Here is a 25,932-nt window from a genome sequence, read left to right on the forward strand (position 1 = left end):
CTCTCCCGCCGCGGTCGCTCTCATGGACATCGAAGCGATGATACGGCGGCGAAAGCGACAGGACGACGAGTCCCGACTGGTCGGGGCCTACGAGCCGCTCTCGCCGGCGACACACGTCGAGGAGCCGACCGACAGGGGCCGGCTGCTCGAAGCGATGCTCGACCACGTCGACCCGGTGTTCGACGGACACCTGCCGCCACACGGCTACCTCTATGGGCCGAAAGGGGCCGGCAAGTCAGCTGTGGTAACGGCGCTGTTCAGCCAGCTCGAACGCCAGACTGTCAACCCGGACACCGACATCTACACCACGACACGGGTCAGGCCCGCGCGGCTGCTTCGTTTCGTCTACGTGGACACGCGACGACACACCAGCGAGTTCGCCTTCTTCCACGCGCTGCTCGATGCCATCACCGACGAGGCCGTCCCCCGCCACGGCATCAGCACCGAGACTCTCCGGTCGCGCCTCCACCGACAGCTGGACGCGACCGGCGCCGGCATCTTGCTGGCCGTCGACCACGTCGGCGAGCCGGTGAGCGCGCCCGCCGACGCGCTCGTCGACCGCTTTTCGGCCCTGCCAAGCAGCGTCAGCTGGCTCGCCGTCGGCCGGACCGACCCCGCGGAGACAGTGCTCACCGACTACACGGCGGCGGCGATACGCGTCGACCCGTACCGGCACCACGTCCTGGTCGACCTCCTCCTGCGCCGAGCCGCCAGTGCGCTCGACAGCGGCGCACTGGACGAGGACGCGGCCGTCACCATCGCCGACTGGGCCGGCGGCGACGCCCACGACGCGCTCGCGGCGCTGTTCGTCGCGACCGACCGGGCCGCCCGGGCGGACCGACAGACTATCACCGACCGTGACATCGCGGCCGCCTTCCAGGCGGTCCCCCCGGACTGTGTCGCGCTCGGCCGGGTCTTTGCGCTCCCGGAGAACAAACAGACCGTCCTGCGTGCACTGGTCGACCTCGACCCGGCCGAACGCGAGAGCGTCACCGTCGCGACGGCCGCCGTCGCCGACCTGACCGACCTGGCAGAAGGCACCATCAAGCGGTACCTATACGAACTGGCCGACGTCGGCATCGTCGACCGGGTACAGGCCCCCGAGGACGGCGAGAGCGGACGCCCGCCGAGTCGACTGGAGCCGAAGTTCCCGCCGACCGTGTTCCGGCGGCTGTACGATATCGAACGGGAGAGCTGACCGGTCACCCCGACTCGGGGTCCAAGAGCTCACCGATGAACGTCCCGACGAAGGAGCCGACGTACGACGGAATCCAGAGATAGACACCGAAAAACACCATGGCAGCTATCAGCCCGATCGACGAGACGAGCAGGATTCCCACGATGATGAGCTCGACGACCAGAAACCCCATTGCGTCAACGACGTTGCCGAGGAGAATCTTGTTCGCCACCGGTTCCAGCAAGATGACCGCAAAGCCGAGGAGGATGACGACGGCCGGCGGGATGATCGTGCCAGTGGCGATCTCCGACTGGTAGTCCTCATACCGTTCGCGACCGGTCCCCGCATAGAACAGTCCCGTCGCGAACGCGACGGTGAGCGCCACGACTGCGATTCCGGCAAACGGCGTCCACCCGGACTCGTTGATGATAAGCAGATCACCGGCGCCCGGAGCGAGATCGAACATTCGAACCGGACTCAGAAACAGGAGATAGACTGCCACGAGCGCCGTCGGGATTCCGGCTTTCATCGCGAAGTCCTCGGCTGGTCCCGGTTCGTCTTCCTCTTCGTCACCCTCCAGAGGCTCGTCCAGCAGATCGGCCACTGACGTCTCTTCAGCCATTGATGTCCGTGTATACGGAGATGATTAAAATAACTTCGTTTTGCGTGAATTTTTCGGCGTCGGACCGCCGTGTCAGTCGTCCGAGGAGGCCGCAAAGTCCGCCTCGGTCGTGTCGGCCGTCGGGGTGGCCGCCGCGGGCGGTTCGTTGCGCACGTCGTCACGTTCCCGGTCGCTGATGACCTCGGCGTAGGCGTCGGGCATCACCATCGTGAAGTTCGACAGCTCCTCGTCCCAGTCTTCGAGCAGTTCCTTCGCGCGCTCGGAGTCGGTGTAGGCCGCGTGGTTCTCGACCAGACGGGTTATCATCCCGCGGTCTTTGGCCTCTAAGCTGTCGCGGATGGAGACCATCCCGGTGTTTGCCTGCTCTGCGAGCGTGCCTTCTGGGTCGTAGACGTAGGCGACGCCGCCAGACATACCGGCCGCGAAGTTCTTGCCCGTCTCGCCCAGCACGACGATGGCGCCGCCGGTCATGTACTCACAGCCGTGGTCGCCGACGCCCTCGACGACGCCCTTGACACCGGAGTTGCGCACCGCGAAGCGTTCGCCGGCCTGGCCGTTGACGTAGGCCTCGCCCTGGGTCGCGCCGTACAGCGCGACGTTGCCGATGACGATGTTGTCGGCGGCGTCGTAGGGCGCCTCGGTGGGCGTGTTGATTATCAGTTTGCCACCGGAGAGCCCCTTGCCGACGTAGTCGTTGCCGGTGCCGGTCAGCTCCATGGTGACCCCCTGTGCGAGGAAGGCACCGAAGGACTGGCCGGCGGTGCCGTCGAAGTCCACTCGGATGGTGTCGTCGGGCAGCCCGTCGCCGCCGTGTTCGCGACAGATACGGTTCGACAGCGTCGCGCCGACTGCGCGGTGGACGTTGTTGATTTCCGTGTCGATGGCGACCGGCTCGCCGCTCTCGATGGCGTCCTCTGCCGCGTCGATGAGCTCCCAGTCGAGTTGCTCGTCGACGTCGTGGTCCTGCTCCTGTTGCTTGTACCGGCCGTCGTCGCCGGCGGGTTCGGCGATGACGGAGGACAGGTCGAGCTTCTTGGCTTTCTCCTGGGTCACGTCGTCGCGCTGTTCGAGGACGCTCGCCTTGCCAATCATCTCGTCGACCGTCTCGAAGCCCAGGTCGGCCATAATCTCGCGCAGCTCCTGGGCGACGAAGGTCATGTAGTTGATGACGTGTTCGGGTTCGCCCGGGAACCGGCTGCGGAGGTTCTCGTTCTGGGTGGCGACGCCGACGGGACAGGTGTTCTCGTGGCACTGGCGGGCCATCACACAACCCGAGGTGACCATCGAGGCGGTCCCGAAGGCGTACCCCTCGGAGCCCAGCAAGGCAGCGACGGCCACGTCGCGACCGGTCTTCATCCCGCCGTCCGAGTGTATCTCGATGCGCGAGCGCAGGCCGGTCGCGCGCAGCATCTGGTTTGCCTCAGCGACGCCGAGCTCCCAGGGGAGCCCGGCGTTCTTGATAGAGGTCTTCGGCGAGGCGCCGGTCCCGCCGTCGTGGCCCGAGATGTGGACCACGTCGGCGTTGGCCTTGGCGACCCCGGCCGCGACGGTGCCGATACCGTCCTCGGCGACCAGCTTGACGTTGATGTCGGCCTCCGGGTTCGCGGCCTTGAGGTCGTGGATGAGCTGTTTCAGGTCCTCGATGGAGTAGATGTCGTGCAGCGGCGGCGGCGAGATGAGGCCGACGCCGGGGGTCGCATAGCGGACGTGGGCAATCATCTCGTTGACCTTCTTGCCGGGCAGGTGGCCACCTTCACCGGGCTTTGAGCCCTGGGCCATCTTGATCTGTATCTCCTCGGCCTCAGAGAGGTAATCACTCGTGACGCCGAAGCGACCGGAGGCGACCTGCTTGGTCTTGCACTCCTTTTCGGTGCCGAAGCGCTCGGGCGGTTCGCCGCCCTCGCCGGTGTTGGCGTTGGCGCCCAGCCGGTTCATCGCGATGGCGTTGTTCTCGTGCATCTCCGGCGAGAGCGAGCCAAGCGACATCGCGGCGGTCTCGAAGCGCTCGACGATATCCTCGATGGGTTCGACGTCCTCGATGTCGATAGAGTCGCGCTCGGAGTCCATCTCCAGCAGGCCACGCAGGGTCTGGAGCTGCTCGTTCTGGTCGTTGATGAGCTCGGCGAACTCCTTGTAGATGGAGTAGTCGCCCATGCGGACGGCCTGTTGAATCTTGCCGACCGTGTTCGGGTTCCACTGGTGGTGGATGCCGTTCGAGCGGAACTCGTACTCGCCCTGGCGGGGGATTTCGGGCTCTTCCTCGCTCCAGGCCACGTCGTGGCGCTGCAGGAGGTCTTCCTCGATTTCCGCCAGGCCGATACCCTCAGTCCGGCAGGTGGTCCCCTCGAAGTACTCCGCGATGAAGTCCGAGGAGAGCCCCACGGCCTCGAAGATCTGGGCGCCCTGGTAGGACTCGACCGTGGAGATACCCATCTTAGCCATCGTCTTCAGGAGGCCGTCCTCGACGGCCGTGATGTAGGCGTCGATGGCCTTGTCCAGGTCCGCGCCGTCGGGGCCGGCGACGAGGTCTTCGATAGTCTGATAGGAGAGGTAGGGGTTGACCGCGCCCGCGCCGTAGCCGATGAGCGTCGCGAAGTGGTGTACTGCACGCGGGTCGCCGGACTCCAGGACGAGCCCGACGTGGTTTCGCAGGCCGTTGCGAACGAGGTGGTGGTGGATGCCACCGACCGCGAGCAAGGAGGGGATGGGGACGCGGTCCTCGCCGGCCGCGCGGTCCGAGAGGACGATGATGTCGTCCTCCTGGGCGGCGGCGGAGGCCTCGGCCCGGACGTCCTCGACGGCCTCGCGGAGGTCGGTGCCGCGCTCGTAAGTGATGTCGACGACGGTCGTCGACATACCGTTCTCGTCTAAGTTCTTGATGGACTCCGTCTCCTCGTCGGTGAGGATGGGGGAGTCGAGCACCAGCTGACGGGCGTGTGCCTGACTCTCGTCGAGCAGGTTGCGCTGGTGGCCCAGCCGCGATTCGAGCGAGGTGACCAGTTCCTCACGGATGTAGTCGAGCGGCGGGTTCGTCACCTGTGCGAACAGCTGCTTGAAGTAGGTAAAGAGGGGCCGGTTGAACTGCGAGAGCACCGACAGCGGGGTGTCGTCGCCCATGGAGCCGACAGGGTCTTTCCCCTTCTCGGCCATCGGCTCGATGAGGTGGTCGACCTCGTCGTAGGTGTAGCCGTACATCGCCTGCTGGCTGCGCAGGCCGCCGACGCTGTCCTGTGGCGTGTTGTCCTCACGCGGGGCCACGTCGTCGAGGTGGAGCTGTTCGGCCTCGACCCACTCGCCGTACTTGTCGTCGGCGATGGACTCGAACACTTCGGCGTCAGGGATGACCCGGCCCTCCTCGGGGTCGGCCAGGAAACACTGGCCCGGCTGGAGGCGGCCGCGCTCGGCGATGTCGCTTGGGTCGTTCTCCAGTGCGCCGGCCTCGGAGGACATGACGAGCGTGTTGTCCTCAAGGATGTCGTACCGGCACGGGCGCAGACCGTTGCGGTCCAGCACCGCGCCGATGCGCTCGCCGTCGGTGGCGGCCACGAGGGCGGGGCCGTCCCACGGCTCGACCAGCGAGGCGTGGTAGTCATAGAAGTCCCGGCGGTCGCCGGAGACGTTGTTCATCTCGCCGCGCCACGCCTCGGGGATGAGCATCCGGAGCGCGTGGGGGAGGTCCCGACCGCCCTGGAGCAGCAGTTCGAGGGCGTTGTCGACGCTTGCGGTGTCGGACTGGGAAGGGTCGTCGATGATGGGTTTGACCCGCTCGATGTCCGCACCGAAGCGCTCGCTCGCGATGTCGGTCTCGCGTGCGCGCATCCAGTTGATGTTCCCCTGGATGGTGTTGAACTCGCCGTTGTGGATGATACGGCGGTAGGGGTGTGCGAGGTGCCACGCGCCCAGCGTGTTCGTCGAGAAGCGGGCGTGGACCATCGCGAAGGTGGACTCGAAGCGCTCATCTGAGAGGTCCGGGTAGTAGTCCGGCAGTTGCTCGGCCTTGAGCAGGCCCTTGTAGACGACGACGTCGGAGGCAAGCGAGACAACGTAGAAACGGTCGTGGCCCGGCGGCTGCTCTTCCTCGACCGTGTTTTCGAGGACGCGCCGGCCGACGTAGAGCTGGTTGTCCAGGTCCTCGCCGGTCGCGCCGTCCTCGGCGGTGACGACGAACTGGACGATCTCCGGCTCGGATTCCAGCGCCGTGGCGCCGAGGTCGCTGTTGTCTGTCGGGACGGTACGCCAGCCGAGCACGTCGAGTCCCTCGCCGGCCAGTTCCGTCTCGACGAGCGCTGTCAGGTCCTCGCGTGCCTCGTCGTCGTCCGGCAGAAAGAGGGTGCCGACCGCGTACGCGCCCGGTTCTGGGAGGTCCGCGTCGATTTCCTCGGCGAAGAACTCGTGGGGTATCTGGAGCATGATACCCGCGCCGTCGCCGGTCCCTTTCTCGGCACCGGTGGTCCCGCGGTGCTCGAGATTCTCCAGCAGTTCGAGCCCGTCGGAGACGGTGCCGTGGTCGCTCTCACCGTCGAGGTCCATGACGACCCCGACGCCGCAGTTCGACCGTTCGTCACTCGGGTCTGCGAGCCCGGCCTCGCCCACAGACTGGTCACTGATGTGTCGCTCAACCATGTGTGCGCGTGTCTAGAGGCGACTCCCATAAGAGGATGTTCATCAAGGGACTAGTGTTCCTAATCCCCCCATTAGGGGATATATATTATCCATAATCAAGCGCCCTGTAAGGCGATTGACCGGAGCTGTGACTAGCCGTTTGCGGTGTCGGTTGTCGTCAAATTTGCCGCGCCGGACCGCCGATTCAGGTCCACGCGCGGGGGGACTCTGAGTCTACGGCCCCCGCGAGATACGCCGTCAGGTCCGTCGTCGTCACCATCCCCACGACGCCCGCCGCGTCGTCGACGACGGGGACGTGGTGGATACCGTGTTCGATGAGCAGGTCGGCGACATCCTCGATGGTGGCCTGAACCGTGGTCGTCACGACGTCGGTCGTCATGTGGTCGGCAACGGAGAAGGCCGCCGCAGACTCGTCGTCGGCCGCGATGGCGACGAAGTCGGTGGAAGTGAGGATGCCAGCGAGCTGGTTGTCCTCGTCGACGACGACGGCAGAGCTGATTCCCTCCTCGAGCATCAGTGCGGCTGCGTCCTTCGCCGGCGTGTCCGCCGAGACGGTGGTCACGGGCGAAGTCATCAGGCTTCCAACAAATATATCATCCATGGTCTTTACTCACATACACGTCTCAATAAACTTGTTGTTAGCAGTGCCCACGCGACCGCTGGAGACGGCCGATACGCACCGGCGTGGGGGTGGTCGCAGAGATGTGTCACTCGTGGGAACAAAAGCGCCGCTGTCTGCCGGTTGTCAGCCTCGAGTCTGACGCCGATTTATATATGGTGACGAGAGACTCATCCATGGGGGCATGGAGAAAGTCACACGCTCCCTAAGCCCCATCCTATCCTTCGGCGGGCGTTTTCACAGTCTGAGAGTGCTAGCACGGTTACAGGTGTGGTGAAGTAGTACTACCGCGTATCTACAGGAGTTCAAATGTCAGGGGACGAAACTCACACCAGTCAGGACGCGGACGCCAGCGACGCAGCCGACCCGTTTACCGACGGGGACGTCACCGGGATACTCGACGCTGCGTGGAACGATATTCAGTCTTAAACACCTTTTAATCCTCCATGACACAGGCCGAATTCGCAGCTCTGCGGCGAGTTTGAATTTTGCCGGAGGAAGGCGACGGCAGGCTCGGCAGAGCGTTGCGCTGACGGTGACACGGCGGCTTCGCCGCCGTGTGCTCGCTCAGTAGCTCTTCGCGAAGTAGGCGGTCTTTTCTGCGTCCTCACCGCAGATAGCACACTCGTCGTGGACCGGCTCCTCGTCGCGGGAAAGGGGAACCATCACGATTTCGGCGGCGATGGCCTCCTTGATGGGGTCTTCACAGTCCTCGTCGCCACACCAGCCACACTTGACGTAGCCGCCGTGCTGGCCGATGGTACCCAGAATCTCCTCGCGGGAGTCGGCCTCGCGGATTTCGCCTTCCAGCGTCTCCTCGGCGCTGGCGTACAGTTTGGCGTGGACGGTGTCGAGGTGCTCTGAAACGGTGTCGCCGATATCCTCGCGGTCGACGGTCTCGCTCTCGCCGTCGGGGCGGTGGACCAGCGTCGCCTCGTCGTCTTCGACCTCGTGGGGCCCGACCTCGATGCGCAGGGGAACGCCGTTGAGCTCGTGTTCGTTGTACTTGAAGCCGGGGTTGTAGTGGTCGCGGTCGTCGAGTTCGACGCGGACACCCGCGTCCTCGAGGGAAACGGCGAGGTCGGCGGCGTATTCCTGGACCTCCGCTTTGGTGTCTTCCTGCCAAATGGGGACGATGACCACCTGTGTCGGCGCGACGGCAGGCGGCAGGACGAGCCCCTGGTCGTCGGAGTGGGTCATGATGAGCGCGCCCATCGCGCGCCAGGACAGGCCCCAGGAGGTCGTGTGGGCGACGTTGTCCTCCTCGTTCTCGTCGGCGTAGGTGATGTCGAACGCCTCGGCGAAGGAGGTGCCCAGATAGTGGGAGGTCCCGCCCTGGACGGACTTGCCGTCGGGCATCAGCGCCTCGACAGTCGTCGTCGTGTGGGCGCCGGGGAACTTGTCGTGCTCGGGCTTGCGCCCCTCCATCACGGGCATCGCCATGACCTCCTCGTAGAGGCGCTTGTACTGTTCGAGACGGGTCATCGTCTCGTCCCACGCGCCGTCCTCGTCTTCGTGGGCGGTGTGTCCCTCTTGCCAGAGGAACTCCTTGGTACGGAAGAACGGCTTCGTCTCGGTGGCCTCCCACCGGACGACCGAACACCACTGGTTCAGCCGCAGCGGGAGGTCACGGTGCGAGCGGGTCCAGTCGGCCATGAACGGCGCGATGATGGACTCGCTGGTCGGGCGTACTGCGAGCCGTTCCTCCAGTTCGTCGTGGCCGCCGTGAGTGACCCACGCGACCTCCGGGTCGAACCCTTCGACGATGTCTTTCTCCCGTTCGAGGAAGCTCTCGGGGATGAACATCGGGAAGTAGCTGTTCTGGACGCCGGTCTCTTTGAACCAGCCGTCCAGATGGTTCTGGATGCGCTCCCAGACCGCGTAGCCGCGCGGTTTCGTGACGATAAAGCCGCCCATGGGGGCGTAGTCCGCGAGGCCGGCCTTCTGGACGACCTCGGCGTACCACTCGCCGGGTGAATGCTCCTTGCTCTCCGTGATACCGAGTTCCTGCTCGCCACTCATTATCGGAGGGTGGCCCACACAGCACATAAACTCCCCGAAGGGGTCGCGTCAGGCCCCGATAGTGGTCAGGGACGCGATGGAGTCGGCGACCCGACGGTCCATCCCGGTGCCGGTGAACGTCGGCGTCGGCGTCGCCCGTATCGCGTAGAACGCACCGTCTTCGCCCCGGGTGAAGTCGACGGCGACGGCGCGGGCGTCGAACCGGTCGAGCAGTTCCCGAACGGACGCCGCAAGCGACACGTCGACGTCCGTCCGCTGGAGCACGGCGTCGTCGTCTGCCAGCTCGGTCCGTACCTCGACGGCGCGCATATGCGTCTCTCGACCGTCGTCGACCGCGTAGTAGCGGTGGTCGACCGGTTCGGTACCCACCTGCCTGACGTAGAACGGGGCCCGCGCGTCGAGGGTGACCGGCCCCTCCCAGGCGTACCGCCGGCCGGGCGCGTAGCCGTCCGCGGGGCCGTCGAACCTGACCTCGGGGACCCGACTGCCGACCGCGTCGAGCGCCTGAAGCGTGACCAGCCGGGCCGACAGCGCCACCGTCGCACCGAAGCCGTTCCACGTCTGGACGCCGTTCGCGTCGGCATACTGCAGCGCGGCGAGTGCAGTCGGGTGCCGCTCGCCGGCCACGAGCGCCGACAACTCGTCGACCGCCGACGGGGTAACCGGGTCAGTCGGGCGGTGGAGCGTCACCTCGAACCCACGCGCGGCAAGCCGCTCGGCGACCGGGCCTAACAGCGGGTGGTCCGGGTCGCAGACGAACCCGATGCTGTCCATACCCATCGCTCGAAGGGCGGCCGTAAAAAACTCCCCACGAACCGAACGACTCAGGTGGGTTCGACCCCTAATCCGACCATGAATGTGCCGGGTCACGTCGGCGGCCACTGGGGCGCGTTTCACGTCGACTTCACGATCGTGCTCGGGGCCTCGGCGCTGGCCACGGCGGCACTCTGTCTGGCGGGCCTGACGGCCTACCGACGCCGGGGGTCGCGCGCCTACCTGCTGGTCGCGCTGGCGCTCGTCGGACTGGTCGCACAGCCGGTGCTTGGCGGACTGGCGATGGTCGGTGCCGTCAGCCCCGCGACCCACCACACGCTGGAACACGGCGCCGACGCCGTCGTCGTCCTGCTGGTGCTGGGCGCGGTCTACGACGCCCGCGCGACCGACGGGCGCCGGGAGGTGCGGCGATGAGCGAGACACGGGCGCGCATCCGCCGAGAGATCGAGCGCGAACCCGGCATCCACTTCCGGGCGCTGACGCGCGGGCTGGAACTGGCGACGGGGCAGGTCCAGTACCATCTGGGCCGCCTGGAGGACGTGCGCGTCGAGCGGGTCAAGGGCCGGACCCACTACTACCCGCCGGGGTACGACGCATGGGAGCGGACCGCGCTGGCGTTGCTCCGCCGGGAGACGGCCCGGGACATCGTTGCGACGCTGTACGACGCCGGCGAGGCCCGACCAGACGCCGTCGCCGACCGGGTCGGTATCGCCCGGAGCACGCTGGAACACCACCTCGACGGGCTGGTCGCGGGCGATGTCGTCCGGAAGCAACGCGACGGGAACCGGGTGACCCTCTCGCTGTCGCGGCCCGAGGAGACGGTGGCGCTGCTCGGGACAGTCGAGCCGAGCCTCGCCGGGCGGCTGACCGACCGTTTCGAGCGGCTGGTCGACGGGCTGCTGGAGTCGTCGGAGCGGGACTAGCGAGCGGGCGGGGGTAGCGACGCTGCGTTCGCCCGGCGTACCAGAAACGAATAGTGCAGTGAGTCCCTAGCCGGGGCCGATGAGTGACCGTGGCATCTCCAGACGCGATTTCGCCAAGAGCGCCGTCGCCATCGGCGGCGCGTCCGCACTCGCGGCCTGTCTCGACCGGTTCGGGTCGCCCGACGTCCCCTCGGGGACCGACCCGGCGACCCTGCCGGCCCGACAGCACGCCTGGGACGGGGGGTTACCCACGGACGACGCCGGGAATCACCGACTGGGGCGCCACCACGTCTTACTCTTGCTCGACTACGAGCGCGACGGGACACCCACCAGCGGGGACCGACAGCAGGTCACCGACGCCCTGCAGTCCCTGGAGCGTGCTTACGCCTGGGGGGCCGACGGGCTCCAGTTCACGCTGGGCTACAGCCCGGCGTATTTCGACCGCTTCGAGGCCGAACCGGTCGGGGTCGACCTCCCCGAACCGTCGGCGCTTGCCCCCTTCGAGGACCCCGAGTTCGACACGCCCGACGCCATCCTCCATCTCGCGAGCGACCACGAGCAGGTCGTGCTGGCCGCCGAGGAGGCGCTGAAGGGCAAGCAGGAGTCAGTCAACGACCGGGAGATGGCGGCCTCGTTTTCCGGCGTCTTCAGCGAACGGGACCGCCGCACCGGCTTCGTCGGCGCCGGCCTCCCCGCCGAGAATCAGGACGTCGACGGGGTTCCGGACTCCGAGCCGGTCCCCGAGGACGCCCCCCTGTTCATGGGCTTCAAGTCCGGCTTCAAGGAGAACCAGGCCAGCGAGGACCGTGTCACCGTCGAGTCGGGGCCCTTCGCCGGCGGGACGACCCAGCACCTCTCGCAAATCCGGCTGCAGCTCCAGCAGTGGTACGAGCAAGACTCCCGGGACCAACGCGTCTCGAAGATGTTCTGCCCGGCCCACGCCGACGAGGAGAATGTCGAGGGCGTCGGCGAAAACCTCGGTACCGACAGCGGCGTCGGGTCGTGTGCCGACGACGTCGTCGAGAACAGCCGGACCGAAGGCGTCGCCGGTCACGCGGAGAAGGCCGCCCGCGCCCGCGACGACAGCGACACCCCAATTATCCTCCGGCGGGACTTCGACTCGACCGACGGCGGCGAGGCGCGGGTCCACTTTCTCTCCCTGCAACGGGCCATCGCCGATTTCGTCGCCACGAAGTCGATGACGAACGGCACCGACGTGGCAGACGAGTCCGCGGTCGGCCAGCGCGTCAACAACGGCATCCTCCAGTACATGCGCGTCGAGCGTCGCGGGAATTACCTCCTGCCGCCCCGTGACCTGCGGGCGCTGCCGCCGGCAGACCCCGCCCAGTAGGTACTGGTGTCGTACTGTGTCGTCCCGGACCGCTCAGTTCGATGCGACAGCCGTTTCCGTCGCCGACTCGACGACGATTCGCTCGCCGTTCTCGATGGTCACGTGTGAGTCACTGAACGCGAACGAGACGGCACAGCCGCGGTCGCCGCCCGCGCCGGGTCCGGTCGCGAAGAGCGCGTCCAGCGCGTCAGTGTCAACGACGCGATAGAGTGGTGGCAGGGCAGTGGGCTCGCAGTTCTCGACGGAACTCACCGCCTCGACTACCGCGACAGTCATCGACGTGTCTGGATTCCTCGTGTGTTCCATTATTACTCTCACCCCCCTCAGTACCGATAAACAATCCGGTTGCGGTCGATGTATTCTATTTCTGACTGGTTTTTCACGATGTCGGGCGGGTAAATCGTCAGGCGGCTGTTGTTACTAACGGACTGGTGGCCAGCCCTGCCGACGGACCGACCGGACAGCCGACAGCGCGTTCGCCAGCCGTACCAGAACCGTCTTTGAGCGAGACCCGTTAGCGGCGGTATGGACCGCCGTCGTTTCCTCGCGAGCGCTGGCCTGGCAGGGGCATCGATACTCGCTGGCTGTGGCGCCATCGAGAACCAGTCGACCCGGTCGCCGCCGCTTGTCGAGGACCGTCCCGACGCGACCTACTACCCGACCCACTCCGAGGGGATGGAGATGATAGGGCACAAAGAGGCCGGCGACTATATGGTCGGGCTGACCTACTCCTACCCCCACCGCTTCTGGACGGTGACCGGCACGAACGCCGAGCAGGTCACCATCCAGGACGCCGACAGCGTCCACCTGATGGCGTCGGTGTGGGACCCCGAGACGGAGATGGTGCTCCCCATCGAATCCGGCGTCTCCATCACCATCGACGCCGACGGCGAGACGGTCGCGGACAAACAGCCCTGGCCGATGGTCTCACAGAACATGGGATTTCATTACGGCGACAACTACCAGCTAGACGGCGAGGGCGTCTACGAGATAACCGTCCGGGTCGACGGGATGACCGAGCGCCGCCTGGACGGGCTCGCCGACAGGTTCGGCGACGCCGGCGAGATGACCACCAACTTCGAGTTCTCACGAGACGCGCGCGACGATATCTCCTACGACGAGTACGCCGACCAGCAGGGTAGCCGGGCCGCTCTGGACCTGATGAACATGGAGATGATACCCACCTCGCAGGTCCCCGCGACCGAGGACCTCCCCGGTAAACTGCTTGGCACGGCGAAAGGCAGCGACGAGGTGTACGCGGCGACATGGCTCACCGAGGCCGACTTCCTCGAGCCGGGCCAGTCCTATCTGGCCGTCTCGGTCCGGACGCCGTACAACCGGGTGCCGCTGCCGATGATGAGCCTCGACGGCACCGTCGAAATCGACGGCGAGACCGCCTTCGACGACACCCTCTCGCCGGCCGTCCATCCCGACATCGGCTACCACTACGGCGCCGTGGTCGAGACGACCGGCGACCCGTCGGTCTCCGTCGAGACCGTCAGCCCTCCACAGGTCTCCCGTCACGAGGGGTACGAGACGGCGTTCATCGGGACGCCGACCCTGGAGTTCTAGACCGAAAAAGGGCTCTCGCCCTCCGTCCAGGGCCACCCGGGCAGCCGGGTCTGGATACCCGCCGCCAGCGCCGCGTCGAGGTCGTCCGCACCGGCGGCCTCGTCGGCGTCGCCGTGTGTGCGCACGTCCGCGACGTGGAAGGTCGCCTCCGCGAGCAGCCGCAAGGGCTGGTCCCCGGCGAGCATGGCAGCCAGTTCACGACCCAGCAGTTCGTCGACGACGAAGCCCGGATAGTCGTCCTCGACGTCGAGGTCCCGGAGCAGGCCGACCAGTGCCGCGACGTTCACCGCACGGTCGCCGTCCGCGAAGACCGCATCGACCGCACCGTGATAGGCTGCCACGTCGATACTGGCCACGTCGACGCCGAACTGCTCGCCCAGATGTGCTCGGGTCTCGTTGACCAGCGGGACGACCACGTCGGCCCGCCCGCAGACCCACTCGTACTCCTCGGCCACCACGGCTGGTGTCACGCGCATGGGTCGTCGTCGTGGGCCGCGACCTTTGGTGTGCCGACCGCACGCGTCGGGGTGTTGCCCTAGGAGAGGTGGTGTTTACTGAGGAGAGTTGGACTGAAACAGCCAGAAAGCCCCGGCCAGCTAAACTCGGGGGTGGTTCGAGAGAGCGAAGCTCTCTCGTCATCACGGAAGACCGAAGGTCTTCCAAACGACCTCGCTGTCGTCCGAAAGGCGCGCAGCGCCTTTCGTGATCACGAAAATCTTCGATTTTCGAACGACGGTCCTCACTCCGTTGCGGTCCTTGTGATCTGAAAATCGCTTCGCGATTTTCATCATCCCGCGAGAGCGAAGCTCTCGCGAGGACAGCGGCCGCCTTCGTTTAGCTGGCCGCCCCTTTCAGCCCCACCCGTAGCCGGTTGGCCAGCCGGCATGGGTGGGACTGAAAGGGGCCGCGTTCTCGGCGAACCCCGACGACGCAAGCACCTACCGGAGCGCAGCGAGTCGCGGGAGCCGAGAACGCGGGGGCTTTCTGGCTCTCAAAACCGTTCTCGGCTAAAGTAACCCCCGCCCCGCGAGAAGTGCGAAGTCTTTAATAATTCGAGTGTGGAAACTACTGTCACGTTCGGTTTTCCGGGCAGTACCGTCGGTGAAACGCCCGACGGACACCTCTGGCGGTAGCTTCGGTCCGGGCCGACCCGCGACGGCGGCGGCCGAAACAGGCCCCCGTCGATTCTACACTATGAGCACGGTAGACAAGCAACTCGAAAACGTCCGCGAAACGATAGACGAAGAGGTTCCCAGACAAATTACGGTCACCGACGTGACCTACGAGGGGCCGGAACTGGTTATCTACACCCGCGACCCCAGGGAGTTCGCCACCGACGGCGACCTGGTCCGCCGGCTGGCCTCCAAACTGCGAAAGCGCATCACCGTCCGACCGGACCCGGACGTCCTCACGCACCCGGACGACGCCGAAACCGAGATTCGCGAGCTCGTTCCCGACGACGCCGAGGTCAGCGCCATCCAGTTTCTCGCCGACACGGGCGAGGTCGTCATCCGCGCGAAGAACCCGGGGCAGGTCATCGGCCGGCGCGGCGAGACGCTGCGGGAGATAACCAAAACGACGGGCTGGACGCCCGAAGTCGAGCGGACGCCGGCCATCGACTCGCCGACCGTGAAAAACGTCCGGTCGTTCCTGACACAGGAGCGGGACGACCGCCGCGACATCTTAGAACGCGTCGGCCGCCAGATCCACCGCGACCCGATGTCAAGCGAGGAGTGGGTCCGGGTGACCACGCTGGGCGGGTGCAAGGAGGTCGGTCGCGCGGCCTACATCATCTCGACGGCCGACACCCGGATCCTCGTCGACTGTGGCGACAAGCCCGGCGAGCGGACCGAGCAACCGTATCTCGACGTGCCCGAAGCCATCGGGTCGGGGGCGACCTCACTCGACGCCGTAGTGTTGACCCACGCACATCTCGACCACGCGGCGCTGGTCCCGCTGCTCTACGAGAACGGCTACGACGGCCCCATCTACTGCACCGAGCCCACGCGGGACCTGCTCGGGCTGTTGACCCTCGATTACATCGATTCGGCGACACAGACGGGCCAACAGCGCCCCTACGGCACCGAGATGGTCCGCGAAGCGGTCAAACACTGCATCCCGCTTTCGTACGGTGACGTGACCGATATCGCCCCGGACGTGAAGCTGACGCTGCACAACGCCGGCCACGTGCTGGGTAGCTCGGTCGTCCACTTCCACATCGGCGACGGGCTGTACAACGTCGCCTTCTCCGGCGACATCGACTACGACAGCAGCCGTCTGCTCGACGGCGCGGTCAACGAGTTCCCGCGCGTCGAGACGCTCGTCCTGGAGTCGACCTACGGCGGTCGCAACGACTACCAGACCGACCAGGACGACTCCGAGCGCAAGCTCAGAGAGCGGCTACAGGACATCGCCGAGACCGACGGGACGCTCCTGATTCCGACCGACGCCGTCGGCCGGCCACAGGAGCTGCTGGTGGTCCTCGAGGAGCTCATGGACTCGGGCGCGGTGCCGGAGATGCCGGTCTACTTAGACGAGATGATATGGGAGGCCACGGCGGTCCACACCAGCTACCCCGAGTTCCTCCGGAACGACATCGAGAGCCGCCTCCAGGCCGACGACGAGAACCCGTTCTTAGCTGAGCAGTTCACGCCGGTCGGGGACGACGAGGAGCGCCGCGAGCTCGCCGAGCGTGACGAGGCCAGCGTCGTCCTCTCGACCCCGGGCATGTGTACGCCCGGCCCGGTCCGGACGTGGCTCTCGGCGCTGGCCGACGACCCCGACAACACGCTCGTGTTCGTCGACAAACAGGCCCGCGGGACGCTGGGCAAGCAAATTCAGGGGGGGGCCGATTCGGTCACTATCGACGGAGAGCGCGTGCCCCTGGAGCTGCGCGTCGAGACCATCGACGGCTTCTCGGGCCACGCCGACCGGCAGGGCCTGGAGAACTTCGTGAAGACGATGCATCCCCGACCGGAGAAAGTCCTCTGTGTGGACGGCGACCAGTCGGCCACGCAGGACCTGTCCTCGTCGCTGTACCACGACTACAACCTCCGAACCTTTACGCCGGAGAACCTGGAGACGTTCCGGTTCATATAGTACCTTTTTCCCGGTCGGGTTTCCTCGCGCGCTCTCCGAGCGCGCTGTGGGAACCCTCCCGGCAAAAATCTACGCTAAAAAGGCCGGAATCGCGGCTCGGCCGCGATTCCGGGGAACCGGCGGCGAAGCCGCCGGATGCTCGACCGGACAGCCTGCCCTTCCCCGTCTGCCAGCGACGGAGCGCTGGCACGGCCACCGCGGCCACCGCGACCAGACGGAACGCTTTTTTCCGTAGCACAAGCCACGTCGGATGATGGACGTGCGGGAACTGCCGCGAGTCGACGTGCGGGGACTGCTCGGCGCGGCGACAGTGGTCGCGGTCGTCGCCACGGCGGGGAGCCTCTTCCTGTCGCTCGGGCTGGGGCTGGTGCCGTGTCGGCTCTGCTGGTACCAGCGCATCCTCATGTACCCGCTGGTAGTCGTGCTGGGCGTCGCGGCCGTCGAACGACGCGCGGCCGTCGCGTGGACGGCGCTCCCGCTGGTCGGGCCGGGCGCAGCGATTGCCGCGTACCACTCCTGGCTGCAGGTGAGCCAGACGGCCTGTGGTGTCGGTGCATTCAGCTGTGCGCGGGTCCAGTACCGGGTCCTCGGGCTGACGGTGCCGAACCTGTCGCTGCTCGCGTTCTGTCTCGTCGGCGGGTCCGTCGTGCTGGCCTGGCGGCGCGAATAAGCGTCGATTGCCGGCGACGCCAGCGCTTATCACTGTCGACCGTCTGGGGCCGGCTATGGAGTACACACGACTCGGTTCCACCGGGACGACGGTGTCACAGCTCTGTTATGGCACCTGGCGCTTTGGCCGGGAGACGGGCGGCGTCGTCGAGACCGACAAGGAGCAGGCCCACGAACTGCTGGACGCGGCCTGGGAGCGCGGTATCAACTTCTTCGACACGGCGAACGTCTACGGCACGCCGAACGGCAAATCCGAGCGCTACATCGGCGAGTGGCTCGAGGACCGCGACCGCGAGGACGTCGTCATCGCCTCGAAGGTGTACTTCCCCTTCGACGGCTGGGGCGAGCCCGGCCCGAACGACTCCGGGCTGGGTCGCAAACACATCCGCGCCCAGATCGAGGGGACACTCGACCGCCTCGGGACGGACTATCTCGACCTCTACTACATCCACCGCTGGGACGAAGCGAGCGACATCGTCGAGACGCTGCGGACGCTGAACGACCTCGTCCGCGAGGGCAAGGTCCACTATCTCGGCGCGTCGACGATGGCCGCCTGGCAGCTGACGAAGGCCCTGTGGAAGGCAGACGTCGAGGGGCTCGAACGCTTCGAGGTGACCCAGCCCCTCTTTCATGCCGGCTACCGCGACGACATCAAGGACTATCTGGACGTCTGTGCCGACCAGGACATGGCCGTCTGTCCGTACTCGCCGCTGGCCGGTGGCTTCCTCACCGGGAAGTACAAGCGCACGGACGACGACGACCCGACGAAGTTCGAGGGCCCCGAGGGCGCCCGGGGCTCGCTGTCGGACCGCTTCGAGGACTTCTACCTCTCCGAGCGGGGCTGGCACGTCCTCGACGAACTGCGCGCCGTCGCCGACGAACTCGACGCCACCCCGCCACAGGTCGCCCTGCGCTGGCTCATCGAACAGCCGGACATCACCTGCGTGCCCATCGTCGGCGCTCGCACCGTTTCCCAGCTAGACGAGAACGTCGGCGCGGCCGATATCTCGCTGTCGGACGAACAGTTCAACCGCATCGTCTCGGCCCGCTACGCCGAGGACGGCGAGCGGTGGGGCCACCGCGCCTGAGACGGGCAGTAGATACTGCTGGCTGTCACAGACAGGCGCACACGCCACAGTGGATATCCCCACGGACGTACCGCTGTCAGGATAGCTGTAGCCCGGCATCGTCGAGCCGACAGACCGACGGCCACCGGACGGCGCGACGACAGGGAATCGGCTTTTAATGTTAGAAAGTTAATTCGACAGTATGGCGACACTTGCCGATTTTGCCCTGCCACCTGACGCGTTCCCGCTCGGCGTCGTGTTCGATGAGTTCCCCGAGGCGGCTGTCGAGCTGGAGCGCATCGTCCCGACCAAGGACATGTTGCAACAGTATTTCTGGGTCGAGAACGTGCCCAGCGAGGCGGTGACCGAGTTTTTTCGTTCGCACACCGATATCACGGACGTGGTACCCGTAGATCGGCTCGAGGACCGGACGCTATTTCGGTACCAGAGCACCACCGAAGACCGACGCGGCGTCCTGGCAGCGCTCGTCGAGAGCGACGTGACGCTGCTGTCGGCGACAGGGACCCGTGTCGGCTGGCGACTCAACGTGCGTGGTGACCAACAGCGGACGATCGGCGACTTCGACGAGGCCTGCCGTGCAGCGGCGATTCAACCGACGTTGCGTGATATCCACGCGTCGGTCGGCCCCCCGGCGGACCGGCATCCGTCGGTGACCGCTCCCCAGCGCGAGGCGCTCGTGCTCGCCTACAAGAACGGCTACTACGCGGAGCCACGGGAGACGAACCTCGCGGAGCTCGCGGCGGAGGTGGGCATCTCGAGGCAGGCGTTCGCCCGGCGACTCAACCGCGGATACCGGACCCTCATCGAGTCACACCTCCGCCTCACCGGGGGTCATGAACGGGTTTCATAGTCAATCCGTCGCGCTATGTAGTCTCCCGGACGTGTTAGATACAATGGACGAAAACCAGCCAGCTTCGGGACGGCGGAACAGCGACATGCCGGCGGCGACCGGCGGGCTCTGTGCGTTCGACGGGGAGCGCACCGACGAGACGGGAACCACAGTGGTGGGCTACGACCACGAGGCCGACCCGCCGGGCATCGCCGTGCCGACGCTCGTCGCCCAGTGTGCCGGCGTCGACCCCCTCTCGCTTCCCTCGATGCACGACGCCATCGACGCGGAAGCGCTGGAGAAACTGTTCGACGGCCGCGACAGCGCCGCCGCTGATATCGGCGTCACCTTCCGGTACGCCGGCTACACCGTCACCGTCGGGAACCAGCTGCTCTCGGTGCGACCGGTCGAGTAGCGAGCGTGTGTGCCGACCCCGTCCGAACGGACGACACTGCTTGAGTCACGCCGTGTCTGCCGGGTCCACGACCGCACCGCTCGCCGGATAGACGCCCACCTGGTCACAGCAGTCGGCCAGCGGGCAGGCCTCCGGGTCGTCCAGACAGGCCGGTTTCCTCGCTTTGCAGTACTCGCGGCCGAACTGTATCATCGCCGTGTGGCCGAACCCGCATTTCTCGGCGGGGACGTCCCGCTCTATGTACTCCCGGACCGTCTCGTGGTCGGCGTCGGGCGGTGCCAGCCCCATCCGCCGGGCGATGCGATGGACGTGCGTATCGACGGGGAAGACGCCGCCCCGGCCGCCGGCAAAGAGGAGGACACAGTCGGCGGTTTTGGGACCGACGCCATTCATCTCCAGGAGGCGGTCCCGGACGACGTCGGGGTCGTCGTCCCTGACGAAGGCGTCGAAGCCCGCCTCGCCGCCGAACTCCTCGCGAATCTCGCCGGCGAGCGCGACGATGCGCTCGGATTTCTGGTTGTACAGGCCCGCCGACTGAATCGTCTCGGCGAGGGTCCCCTGGTCGGCGTCGGCGAGCGCGTCGACGAGGTCCGAATCTGTCGAGCCGTATGTCTCCATCAACGCGTCGTGGGCCGGCTGACTGGCCGTGTCGGAGGTGTTCTGGCTGAGGATAGTGCGCACGAGACACTCGAAGGCGTCCTGGCCGCCGTAGGTCTTCGTCCAGTACAGCTCGCCGAGGCGGTCGACGACGGCCTCGGCCCGCGTGCCCGCGGTGGCCGGGTCGAATCTGGCCTCGCTCCCCCCGCCCGACTCGCCGCCGCTGATGTTCTTCGTCGGCTCCCGGTCGGTCATGTGCGGGGAGAGGGGCGCAACGGGCAAAACAGTCAGGACTCGACGGACAGCGTCAGCGTCAGGTCGGCGCCGTTGGCCAGTGCGGCGACGAGGTCGCGGTCGATATCCCCGGCGGCGGCGTCGGCTCCGACCATCACCGTCCGGTCGTCGGTGTAGTCGCTGGTCCGGAGGACGTGACTGCGGTCGTTCTCGAAGGAGAGGTCCGGATGGCCCGACCCCTCGACGACGGCGCGGCGCCCGTCGGCTTCGAGGGTGGCCGTGATGGTCGCGTCGGCGGACTGGCAGGCGGTCACGAACGCGTCGTCGAAGTCGGCGGGGACGGTGTCGGCCTCGATACCCAGGATACAGTCGCCGGCGGGCGTGAGGAAATCGTCGCTCGTGACTTCGAGCGTGCTCGCGTGTTCGGCTGTGACGTACTCGTGGCCTTCCGCGCGGATGACGACCTCGTGGCTCATACCCGTCGTTCCCGACGGCCGTACTTATCGGGACGGATATCAGCGGGTGGACTCGGACCGGACGACGGTGACGGTCACCGCGCCACACGCACACTCGTAGGCCGCCCGGCGGCCGGCGTCGGTGTCGAACACCAGCTGTGGCTCGGTCAGTGCCCGATCGCAGCCGTCGGCGTCGCACGTGTTCTCACCGCAGAGGTCCTGTATCATACTCTTACGTTGGGCCTGGGGCTACCTTAATCCGAGCCGTCCCCGGAGTGAAAGTGAAAGTGACAGCCGACGGCCGGGTGGTCCGGTCCACGGCCGGCGGGACGGGGGTAAAGGATATGCCCCCGGGGGACGGGCCACATGGTATGTCGCTTTCGTGGCGCGGCGCGGCGGTGACGCCGGACGACGAGATGCCGTCGCCGGAGACGTGGGAGCCGGTCTCGGTGCCGGGCCGGCCGACGGCGTTCGCCGGCGCCGACGCCGTCGCCTACGAGACCACGGTCGCGGACCCCCGGACGGGCGCGGACGAGCACGTGGTGCTGGTCCTCCGGGGGGCCTACGCCCACACCCGCGTCTGGTGTAACGGCGACCACGTCGCCGACTCGGACAGCTACGTTACGCCGCTTCGGGTCCGACTGCCAGAGGCCGAGGAGTACCGCCTCGTGGTCGAGTGTCGGGCCCCCGAGGACCGCTTTGGCGGCCTCCACGACACCGACCAGCTGCCGGCAGAGCGGTGTGTCCCCGGCATCTGGTGGGACGCCTCGCTGGAGACGTATCCGGACCCCTACGTGCACGCGATGGGTGGCCGTCCGCGGGTCACCGAGGACGGGGCCGCCGTCGACGTCGAGGCCGAGGTGGTCACGAGCGAGCCGCTAGACGACCGTCTCACGCTCTCTATCCGTCCGACCGGCGAGGTCAGGGGCGGCGGTATGATGGACCGGGAACGTATCGAGACCGACGCCGGGCGCACCACCGTCACCCACACTATCGACGTGCGCGACCCGTCGCTGTGGTGGCCCCACGACCTCGGGACCCAGCCCCGCTACGTGGTCCGGGCGAAGCTCGGTGATACCGAGCGCTCGCTGACGACCGGGCTGCGGTCGGTCACATACGACCAGGACGAGGGCTTCGAATGCAACGGCGAGCAGGTCCGCGCCCGCGGGGTGACGTTGCTGGACCCGACGGTCGAGGACGTCGAACGGGCCGTCGCGGCCAACGCGAACCTCGTGCGGGTCCGCGCGCAGGGGGTCCCGCCGGCAGTCGCCGAGGCCTGTGACGAGCACGGCGTCCTCCTCTGGCAGGACCTCCCGCTTACGGGCCCCGGCGGCTTCGACATGGACCGCGGTCGCGAGCTGGCCGAGTCGTTCACCGAGCACATCGGCAACCATCCGAGCCTTGCCTGCGTCTCGGTCCACGACGAACCGGTCGACCCGTACGCCGACGGCCTGGGCTCTACGCTCGACCGGCTCCGCTATCGGTTCCGGGCCTGGCGGGCCGGCTACAACGAGGCGCCCGCGGCGGCCGTGGCCGAGCGGGTCGAGGGCGTCCCAACCGTCCCGGTCGTCGGACCGCCGGGTATCGACCCCGACGCCGTCACGCTCTACCCCGGCTGGCGCTACGGCTCGGTCGAGGACCTGGCGTGGCTCTGTGACCACTACGGCCTCGGCGACGTGGTCGCCGGCTTCGGCGCGGGCTCGCTGGGCACCGACGACCCGACCGACGAGACCGGGTTCGACAGGGCTGTCCACGACAGTCGCGTCGACGGTGACGCCGCCGACTCACAGGCGTTTCAGGCACGCGTCGTCCAGGCCGTCGCCGAGCAGTTACGGCAGCGCGACAGCGACGTCGTCGTCCTCGACAGCCTCCGTGACGTGGCCGACGCCGGGATGGGCGTCCTCGCCGAAGACGGCAGCGAGAAACGAGCCTACGCGGCGCTCTCGGACAGCTACCAGCCCACGCAGGTGTTCCTCTCGGACCCGACGCCCGGCGAGAGCGATATCGTCGCCTGCCACGACCGCCCGTCGGGGGGAACGGTCACCGTCGAGTGGGACCACAACGGCGAGCGCCAGCAAGAAGAGCGCGTCATCGGCGCGTTCGGCCGCGTGACGGTCGGTTCGCTGACACTCGAAGCCGGCGACGAGCTGACCCTGGCCGCCGCCGTCGAGGGACGAGCTGTCAAAAACGAGTACCGTATCGAGGCCCATGGATGAACGTCCTCGAATCCGTGTGAAGCCTTCACGCGCCCACAGACGGGTGTGTGAGAGGACGCCACGGTATCCGTTGCACCACAATAGTTAAACCCCGTCCGCCGGTAGATGTTGGTACCAGAACGCTTTCGCGTTCAGGCAGTATCGCACCGCGCCCAACATGAGAGGGAACCCTTGTTATTGGTGCCAGCCCCTCCATAGCGATATCCCTGCCTGTCCGAGAGCGGTGATGGCATAGAGGTTTCAACAATGGCAGACTCGATAGACGAATCAAAAAACGTTGCAGTAACAGAAGAGGATCTTGAGAACAAATCGAAGGGCGAGCTCATCAAGCTCGCCGGTCAGCTGCGGGACCGGCGAAACGAGCTCAACCAGATGGCCTCCGAGCGGGCCAGCGCCCGTGACGACCTGAACGCGAAGACTCGCGAGAAGGTCGACGAGGCCCAGGAACACCGCGAGAAGCGCGACGAGCTCAACGAGCAGGTCCAGGAGCACAAGGACAAGCGGAACGAGCTCAACGCCGAGGCCAACGAGCTGTTCGACAAGGTCGACAAGGTCAAAAACGACCTCGAGCTCGACGAGGGCAAGTCCGTCGACGAGCTCAAGGACGAGATCGAAGACCTCGAGTTCAAACAGCAGACCGAGGTGCTCTCCTCCGAGGACGAGAAAGAGCTCATCGAGAAAATCGAGGACAAGCGCGAGAAGCTCCAGAGCAAGAAGGAGAAACTCGACCAGAGCGGTGACCTCGAGGGGCTCAAGGAGGAGGCCGAAGAGGTCCGCTCCGAGGCCTCGAAACACCACCAGAAGGTCACGGAGCTGGCCGACGAGGCCCAGAAACACCACAACGAGATGATCGAGGCCTACCGCGAGGCCGACGAGATCCGTGACGACGCCGACGAGAAACACGAGGAATTCGTCGAGGCCCAGGAAGCGGCCGACCAGCACCACGAGGACTTCGTCCGCGTCCAGAAGCGCCTGCGCGAGCTCGACAAGAAAGAAGAGAAAGAAGAGCGCAGCCAGCGCGAGGAGAAACAGGAGGCCGCCCGCGAGGAGGCCGAGGAGATCTACCAGAAGTTCAAGGAAGGCGAGACCCTCGACACCGAGGACCTGATGAAGCTGCAGAAGGCCGGCAAGCTGTAATCGGCCGTTCTTTCTCTCTCCGTTTTTCACACCCAGTAGATGCATCCCTATCCGCTCCTCCAGTCCGGGGGACTGGTCGGGCTCGTCCCGACGGCGCTGGGCGGGGTCGTCTTCGGCCTCGCGCTGGCCGCACCGCCGGGGCCGATGAACGCCGTCATCGCCGAGGAGAGCGCCCTTCGGGGCTGGCGTGCGGGGCTGTTCGCGGGTCTGGGGGCGATGATCGCTGACCTCTGCTTTCTCCTGTTATCGGTGGTCGGCGTCGCGACGGTCGTCACCGAAACGCCCGGTCTCCGGCGGCTCATGGTGGCCGGCGGCGGGCTCCTGATGTGCTGGTTCGCGTACGGCGCGGTCAGGGATGCGAGGGCCCTGGCGTCGGTGGGTACCGACGAGTCGACCGAGACCGGCGAGAGCCGCGGCTTCCGGAAGGCGCTCGTACTGGCGCTCACTAACCCGTATCAGGTGGCCTTCTGGCTGACCGTGGGCGTCGGGCTCCTCCAGCCCGGGACCGTCGATGTCCTCGCCCGGCTCCCCGGCGTCGACACGTCGGGCCTGCTCGTCGTCCGGACGGGCCATCCCGTCCTACTGCTGGGGCTGTTCGGCGGTATCGCGCTGTGGATAACGGGATTTCCGGCGGCTATCGTCGCGGCTCGACGGCGTGTCGAACGGCTGACACCGGCCGTCGCCTACGCCAGCGCCGCCGTCCTGGCCGGCTCAGGCCTATTCTTTCTCCAGCAAGCGGTGGTCGGGTAGTTACGAGTCGCCCATACCGGTCGCCACGTCGTCGAGGCTCTCCTCGGCCTCCATCTCGGCGACCTCCATCTCCAGCCACTCCTGGAACCAGCGGGTTCGCTTGAGCCGCTGGTGGACGAGCGACTCGGCGGTGTCGCTCTCGACGCGCTCGCTGGCGTCTTCGCCGCGTTCGATGACGCGGTCGACCATCTCGGCCGCGTCCATGTGGGTCCGGGACTCATAGCCCATCCGTAACAGCATCAGCGCGGTCCCGTTTGCCCCGACCTTGTCGAGGATGTCCGCCTCGATGAGACACTGGGTCTCCAGGGGGAGGTCAGAGAGGTCCCCCTGATAGGAGTGGTCCTCGACGCAGCGACACACCTGTTCGACGAACGACTCCGGGTAGTCACCGTGGGCCTTGAGATACTCCCGCGCAATGCGAGCGCCGGCTTCGGCGTGGACGTCCTGTTCGGCCTCGAGTTTCGCGATATCGTGGAACAGAGCCGCAACCCGCGTTACGTCGACGTTTGCGCCCTCGCGCTCGGCGATGGTCGTCGAGATGTCGACGACATTCAGGATATGGTTGAACCGGTACTCCGCCGAGTGCCAGGGATACCAACGCATCCGGCCGCCCTCGTCCTCGTTCTCGACACTGGCAGCCAGGTAGTCGTGGACGAACTCCCGCATCGCGTCGAAGGCCTCGTCCGAGACTGGTGACTCCCTAATCTCGACGCCCACAGCGACACCTCCGGCGATAGGTTCCGGTAATCATCTTACAGAC

The 25,932-nt window shown here is 66.6% G+C and carries 24 protein-coding genes; 13 read left to right on the top strand and 11 right to left on the bottom strand.

Annotation, left to right across the window (positions count from 1 at the left end; translation table 11 throughout):
• Nucleotides 1-22 precede the first annotated feature (22 nt).
• Nucleotides 23-1,198 (top strand): Cdc6/Cdc18 family protein, encoded by a 1,176-nt coding sequence (locus tag P1K32_RS04035; protein ID WP_276251430.1) that lies wholly within the window; start codon nucleotides 23-25, stop codon nucleotides 1,196-1,198.
• 4 nt (nucleotides 1,199-1,202) lie between these two features.
• On the opposite strand, the gene P1K32_RS04040 is transcribed toward P1K32_RS04035, so the two are convergent.
• From P1K32_RS04040 to P1K32_RS04060, 5 genes are all read right to left on the bottom strand, one after another.
• Complete coding sequence (locus P1K32_RS04040; protein WP_276251431.1) at nucleotides 1,203-1,799, bottom strand: hypothetical protein; 597 nt, start codon at nucleotides 1,797-1,799, stop codon at nucleotides 1,203-1,205.
• 72 nt (nucleotides 1,800-1,871) lie between these two features.
• Nucleotides 1,872-6,422 carry a glutamate synthase large subunit gene (gene gltB, locus P1K32_RS04045; protein ID WP_276251432.1) on the bottom strand — a complete coding sequence of 1,517 codons (4,551 nt, stop codon included), beginning with the start codon at nucleotides 6,420-6,422 and terminating at the stop codon, nucleotides 1,872-1,874.
• Nucleotides 6,423-6,606: 184 nt separating this feature from the next.
• Nucleotides 6,607-7,023, bottom strand: a complete 417-nt coding sequence (locus tag P1K32_RS04050) for a CBS domain-containing protein (protein ID WP_276251433.1) — start codon at nucleotides 7,021-7,023, stop codon at nucleotides 6,607-6,609.
• A 585-nt stretch (nucleotides 7,024-7,608) separates the two neighbouring features.
• Nucleotides 7,609-9,063, bottom strand: coding sequence for a proline--tRNA ligase (gene proS / locus P1K32_RS04055; RefSeq protein WP_276251434.1), 1,455 nt, complete (start codon nucleotides 9,061-9,063; stop codon nucleotides 7,609-7,611).
• 48 nt (nucleotides 9,064-9,111) lie between these two features.
• Nucleotides 9,112-9,837 carry a hypothetical protein gene (locus P1K32_RS04060; protein ID WP_276251435.1) on the bottom strand — a complete coding sequence of 242 codons (726 nt, stop codon included), beginning with the start codon at nucleotides 9,835-9,837 and terminating at the stop codon, nucleotides 9,112-9,114.
• A gap of 84 nt (nucleotides 9,838-9,921) precedes the next feature.
• Between P1K32_RS04060 and P1K32_RS04065 the strand changes: the two genes are divergently transcribed.
• From P1K32_RS04065 to P1K32_RS04075, 3 genes are all read left to right on the top strand, one after another.
• Nucleotides 9,922-10,251 (top strand): DUF7471 family protein, encoded by a 330-nt coding sequence (locus P1K32_RS04065; protein ID WP_379690811.1) that lies wholly within the window; start codon nucleotides 9,922-9,924, stop codon nucleotides 10,249-10,251.
• On the top strand, nucleotides 10,248-10,760 hold the full coding sequence (locus P1K32_RS04070; protein ID WP_276251437.1) for a winged helix-turn-helix transcriptional regulator: 513 nt from the start codon (nucleotides 10,248-10,250) through the stop codon (nucleotides 10,758-10,760). The genes P1K32_RS04065 and P1K32_RS04070 overlap by 4 nt, the downstream gene beginning before the upstream one ends.
• Before the next feature lie 79 nt (nucleotides 10,761-10,839).
• Nucleotides 10,840-12,111: a DUF7405 family protein gene (locus P1K32_RS04075; RefSeq protein WP_276251438.1), complete on the top strand. Its 1,272-nt coding sequence runs from the start codon at nucleotides 10,840-10,842 to the stop codon at nucleotides 12,109-12,111.
• 33 nt (nucleotides 12,112-12,144) lie between these two features.
• On the opposite strand, the gene P1K32_RS04080 is transcribed toward P1K32_RS04075, so the two are convergent.
• A complete protein-coding gene (locus tag P1K32_RS04080; RefSeq protein WP_276251439.1) occupies nucleotides 12,145-12,417 on the bottom strand; it encodes a HalOD1 output domain-containing protein in 273 nt (90 codons plus the stop codon).
• A gap of 219 nt (nucleotides 12,418-12,636) precedes the next feature.
• Between P1K32_RS04080 and P1K32_RS04085 the strand changes: the two genes are divergently transcribed.
• Entirely contained in the window at nucleotides 12,637-13,683 is a 1,047-nt protein-coding gene (locus P1K32_RS04085) for a DUF7350 domain-containing protein (RefSeq protein ID WP_276251440.1), read from the top strand.
• Here P1K32_RS04085 and P1K32_RS04090 read toward each other — a convergent pair.
• A complete protein-coding gene (locus tag P1K32_RS04090) occupies nucleotides 13,680-14,159 on the bottom strand; it encodes a DUF7984 family protein (RefSeq protein WP_276251441.1) in 480 nt (159 codons plus the stop codon). The genes P1K32_RS04085 and P1K32_RS04090 overlap by 4 nt on opposite strands.
• Nucleotides 14,160-14,877: 718 nt before the next feature.
• Between P1K32_RS04090 and P1K32_RS04095 the strand changes: the two genes are divergently transcribed.
• The 5 genes from P1K32_RS04095 to P1K32_RS04115 all read left to right on the top strand — a co-directional run bounded on the left by P1K32_RS04095 (nucleotide 14,878) and on the right by P1K32_RS04115 (nucleotide 19,783).
• Complete coding sequence (locus P1K32_RS04095) at nucleotides 14,878-16,782, top strand: beta-CASP ribonuclease aCPSF1 (RefSeq protein WP_276251442.1); 1,905 nt, start codon at nucleotides 14,878-14,880, stop codon at nucleotides 16,780-16,782.
• Between the two features lie 253 nt (nucleotides 16,783-17,035).
• Complete coding sequence (locus tag P1K32_RS04100; protein WP_379691352.1) at nucleotides 17,036-17,452, top strand: disulfide bond formation protein B; 417 nt, start codon at nucleotides 17,036-17,038, stop codon at nucleotides 17,450-17,452.
• Nucleotides 17,453-17,507: 55 nt separating this feature from the next.
• On the top strand, nucleotides 17,508-18,539 hold the full coding sequence (locus P1K32_RS04105; protein WP_276251444.1) for an aldo/keto reductase: 1,032 nt from the start codon (nucleotides 17,508-17,510) through the stop codon (nucleotides 18,537-18,539).
• A 181-nt stretch (nucleotides 18,540-18,720) separates the two neighbouring features.
• Nucleotides 18,721-19,389: a helix-turn-helix domain-containing protein gene (locus P1K32_RS04110; protein ID WP_276251445.1), complete on the top strand. Its 669-nt coding sequence runs from the start codon at nucleotides 18,721-18,723 to the stop codon at nucleotides 19,387-19,389.
• A gap of 43 nt (nucleotides 19,390-19,432) precedes the next feature.
• A complete protein-coding gene (locus tag P1K32_RS04115; RefSeq protein WP_276251446.1) occupies nucleotides 19,433-19,783 on the top strand; it encodes a HalOD1 output domain-containing protein in 351 nt (116 codons plus the stop codon).
• Between the two features lie 45 nt (nucleotides 19,784-19,828).
• Here the strand turns inward: P1K32_RS04115 and P1K32_RS04120 are convergent, their stop codons facing one another.
• The 3 genes from P1K32_RS04120 to P1K32_RS04130 are packed head-to-tail and all read right to left on the bottom strand — an operon-like array spanning nucleotide 19,829 to nucleotide 21,297.
• Nucleotides 19,829-20,635: an endonuclease III domain-containing protein gene (locus P1K32_RS04120; RefSeq protein WP_276251447.1), complete on the bottom strand. Its 807-nt coding sequence runs from the start codon at nucleotides 20,633-20,635 to the stop codon at nucleotides 19,829-19,831.
• 32 nt (nucleotides 20,636-20,667) lie between these two features.
• Nucleotides 20,668-21,090 carry a DUF371 domain-containing protein gene (locus tag P1K32_RS04125; RefSeq protein WP_276251448.1) on the bottom strand — a complete coding sequence of 141 codons (423 nt, stop codon included), beginning with the start codon at nucleotides 21,088-21,090 and terminating at the stop codon, nucleotides 20,668-20,670.
• A 39-nt stretch (nucleotides 21,091-21,129) separates the two neighbouring features.
• On the bottom strand, nucleotides 21,130-21,297 hold the full coding sequence (locus P1K32_RS04130; protein ID WP_276251449.1) for a hypothetical protein: 168 nt from the start codon (nucleotides 21,295-21,297) through the stop codon (nucleotides 21,130-21,132).
• 143 nt (nucleotides 21,298-21,440) lie between these two features.
• On the opposite strand from P1K32_RS04130, the gene P1K32_RS04135 reads away from it, so the two are divergent.
• From P1K32_RS04135 to P1K32_RS04145, 3 genes are all read left to right on the top strand, one after another.
• Nucleotides 21,441-23,285 (top strand): glycoside hydrolase family 2 protein, encoded by a 1,845-nt coding sequence (locus P1K32_RS04135; RefSeq protein ID WP_276251450.1) that lies wholly within the window; start codon nucleotides 21,441-21,443, stop codon nucleotides 23,283-23,285.
• Nucleotides 23,286-23,531: 246 nt separating this feature from the next.
• Complete coding sequence (locus tag P1K32_RS04140; RefSeq protein ID WP_276251451.1) at nucleotides 23,532-24,422, top strand: coiled-coil protein; 891 nt, start codon at nucleotides 23,532-23,534, stop codon at nucleotides 24,420-24,422.
• A 39-nt stretch (nucleotides 24,423-24,461) separates the two neighbouring features.
• Nucleotides 24,462-25,172 (top strand): LysE family translocator, encoded by a 711-nt coding sequence (locus P1K32_RS04145; protein WP_276251452.1) that lies wholly within the window; start codon nucleotides 24,462-24,464, stop codon nucleotides 25,170-25,172.
• On the opposite strand, the gene P1K32_RS04150 is transcribed toward P1K32_RS04145, so the two are convergent.
• Nucleotides 25,173-25,889: an HD domain-containing protein gene (locus P1K32_RS04150; RefSeq protein WP_276251453.1), complete on the bottom strand. Its 717-nt coding sequence runs from the start codon at nucleotides 25,887-25,889 to the stop codon at nucleotides 25,173-25,175.
• Nucleotides 25,890-25,932: the final 43 nt, after the last annotated feature.

Source organism: Haloarcula rara, assembly GCF_029338235.1.
Taxonomy (GTDB): domain Archaea; phylum Halobacteriota; class Halobacteria; order Halobacteriales; family Haloarculaceae; genus Haloarcula; species Haloarcula rara.

Bases quoted from the DNA above. Each gene is read 5' to 3' on its own strand.
- proS (WP_276251434.1), bottom strand. From the start codon at position 9,063: ATGAGTGGCGAGCAGGAACTCGGTATCACGGAGAGCAAGGAGCATTCA.
- P1K32_RS04140 (WP_276251451.1), top strand. From the start codon at position 23,532: ATGGCAGACTCGATAGACGAATCAAAAAACGTTGCAGTAACAGAAGAG.
- P1K32_RS04040 (WP_276251431.1), bottom strand. From the start codon at position 1,799: ATGGCTGAAGAGACGTCAGTGGCCGATCTGCTGGACGAGCCTCTGGAG.
- P1K32_RS04075 (WP_276251438.1), top strand. From the start codon at position 10,840: ATGAGTGACCGTGGCATCTCCAGACGCGATTTCGCCAAGAGCGCCGTC.
- P1K32_RS04145 (WP_276251452.1), top strand. From the start codon at position 24,462: ATGCATCCCTATCCGCTCCTCCAGTCCGGGGGACTGGTCGGGCTCGTC.
- gltB (WP_276251432.1), bottom strand. From the start codon at position 6,422: ATGGTTGAGCGACACATCAGTGACCAGTCTGTGGGCGAGGCCGGGCTC.
- P1K32_RS04120 (WP_276251447.1), bottom strand. From the start codon at position 20,635: ATGACCGACCGGGAGCCGACGAAGAACATCAGCGGCGGCGAGTCGGGC.
- P1K32_RS04060 (WP_276251435.1), bottom strand. From the start codon at position 9,837: ATGGACAGCATCGGGTTCGTCTGCGACCCGGACCACCCGCTGTTAGGC.
- P1K32_RS04100 (WP_379691352.1), top strand. From the start codon at position 17,036: ATGGACGTGCGGGAACTGCCGCGAGTCGACGTGCGGGGACTGCTCGGC.
- P1K32_RS04130 (WP_276251449.1), bottom strand. From the start codon at position 21,297: ATGATACAGGACCTCTGCGGTGAGAACACGTGCGACGCCGACGGCTGC.
- P1K32_RS04070 (WP_276251437.1), top strand. From the start codon at position 10,248: ATGAGCGAGACACGGGCGCGCATCCGCCGAGAGATCGAGCGCGAACCC.
- P1K32_RS04095 (WP_276251442.1), top strand. From the start codon at position 14,878: ATGAGCACGGTAGACAAGCAACTCGAAAACGTCCGCGAAACGATAGAC.
- P1K32_RS04085 (WP_276251440.1), top strand. From the start codon at position 12,637: ATGGACCGCCGTCGTTTCCTCGCGAGCGCTGGCCTGGCAGGGGCATCG.
- P1K32_RS04105 (WP_276251444.1), top strand. From the start codon at position 17,508: ATGGAGTACACACGACTCGGTTCCACCGGGACGACGGTGTCACAGCTC.
- P1K32_RS04115 (WP_276251446.1), top strand. From the start codon at position 19,433: ATGGACGAAAACCAGCCAGCTTCGGGACGGCGGAACAGCGACATGCCG.
- P1K32_RS04080 (WP_276251439.1), bottom strand. From the start codon at position 12,417: ATGGAACACACGAGGAATCCAGACACGTCGATGACTGTCGCGGTAGTC.
- P1K32_RS04050 (WP_276251433.1), bottom strand. From the start codon at position 7,023: ATGGATGATATATTTGTTGGAAGCCTGATGACTTCGCCCGTGACCACC.
- P1K32_RS04110 (WP_276251445.1), top strand. From the start codon at position 18,721: ATGGCGACACTTGCCGATTTTGCCCTGCCACCTGACGCGTTCCCGCTC.
- P1K32_RS04035 (WP_276251430.1), top strand. From the start codon at position 23: ATGGACATCGAAGCGATGATACGGCGGCGAAAGCGACAGGACGACGAG.
- P1K32_RS04135 (WP_276251450.1), top strand. From the start codon at position 21,441: ATGTCGCTTTCGTGGCGCGGCGCGGCGGTGACGCCGGACGACGAGATG.
- P1K32_RS04125 (WP_276251448.1), bottom strand. From the start codon at position 21,090: ATGAGCCACGAGGTCGTCATCCGCGCGGAAGGCCACGAGTACGTCACA.
- P1K32_RS04090 (WP_276251441.1), bottom strand. From the start codon at position 14,159: ATGCGCGTGACACCAGCCGTGGTGGCCGAGGAGTACGAGTGGGTCTGC.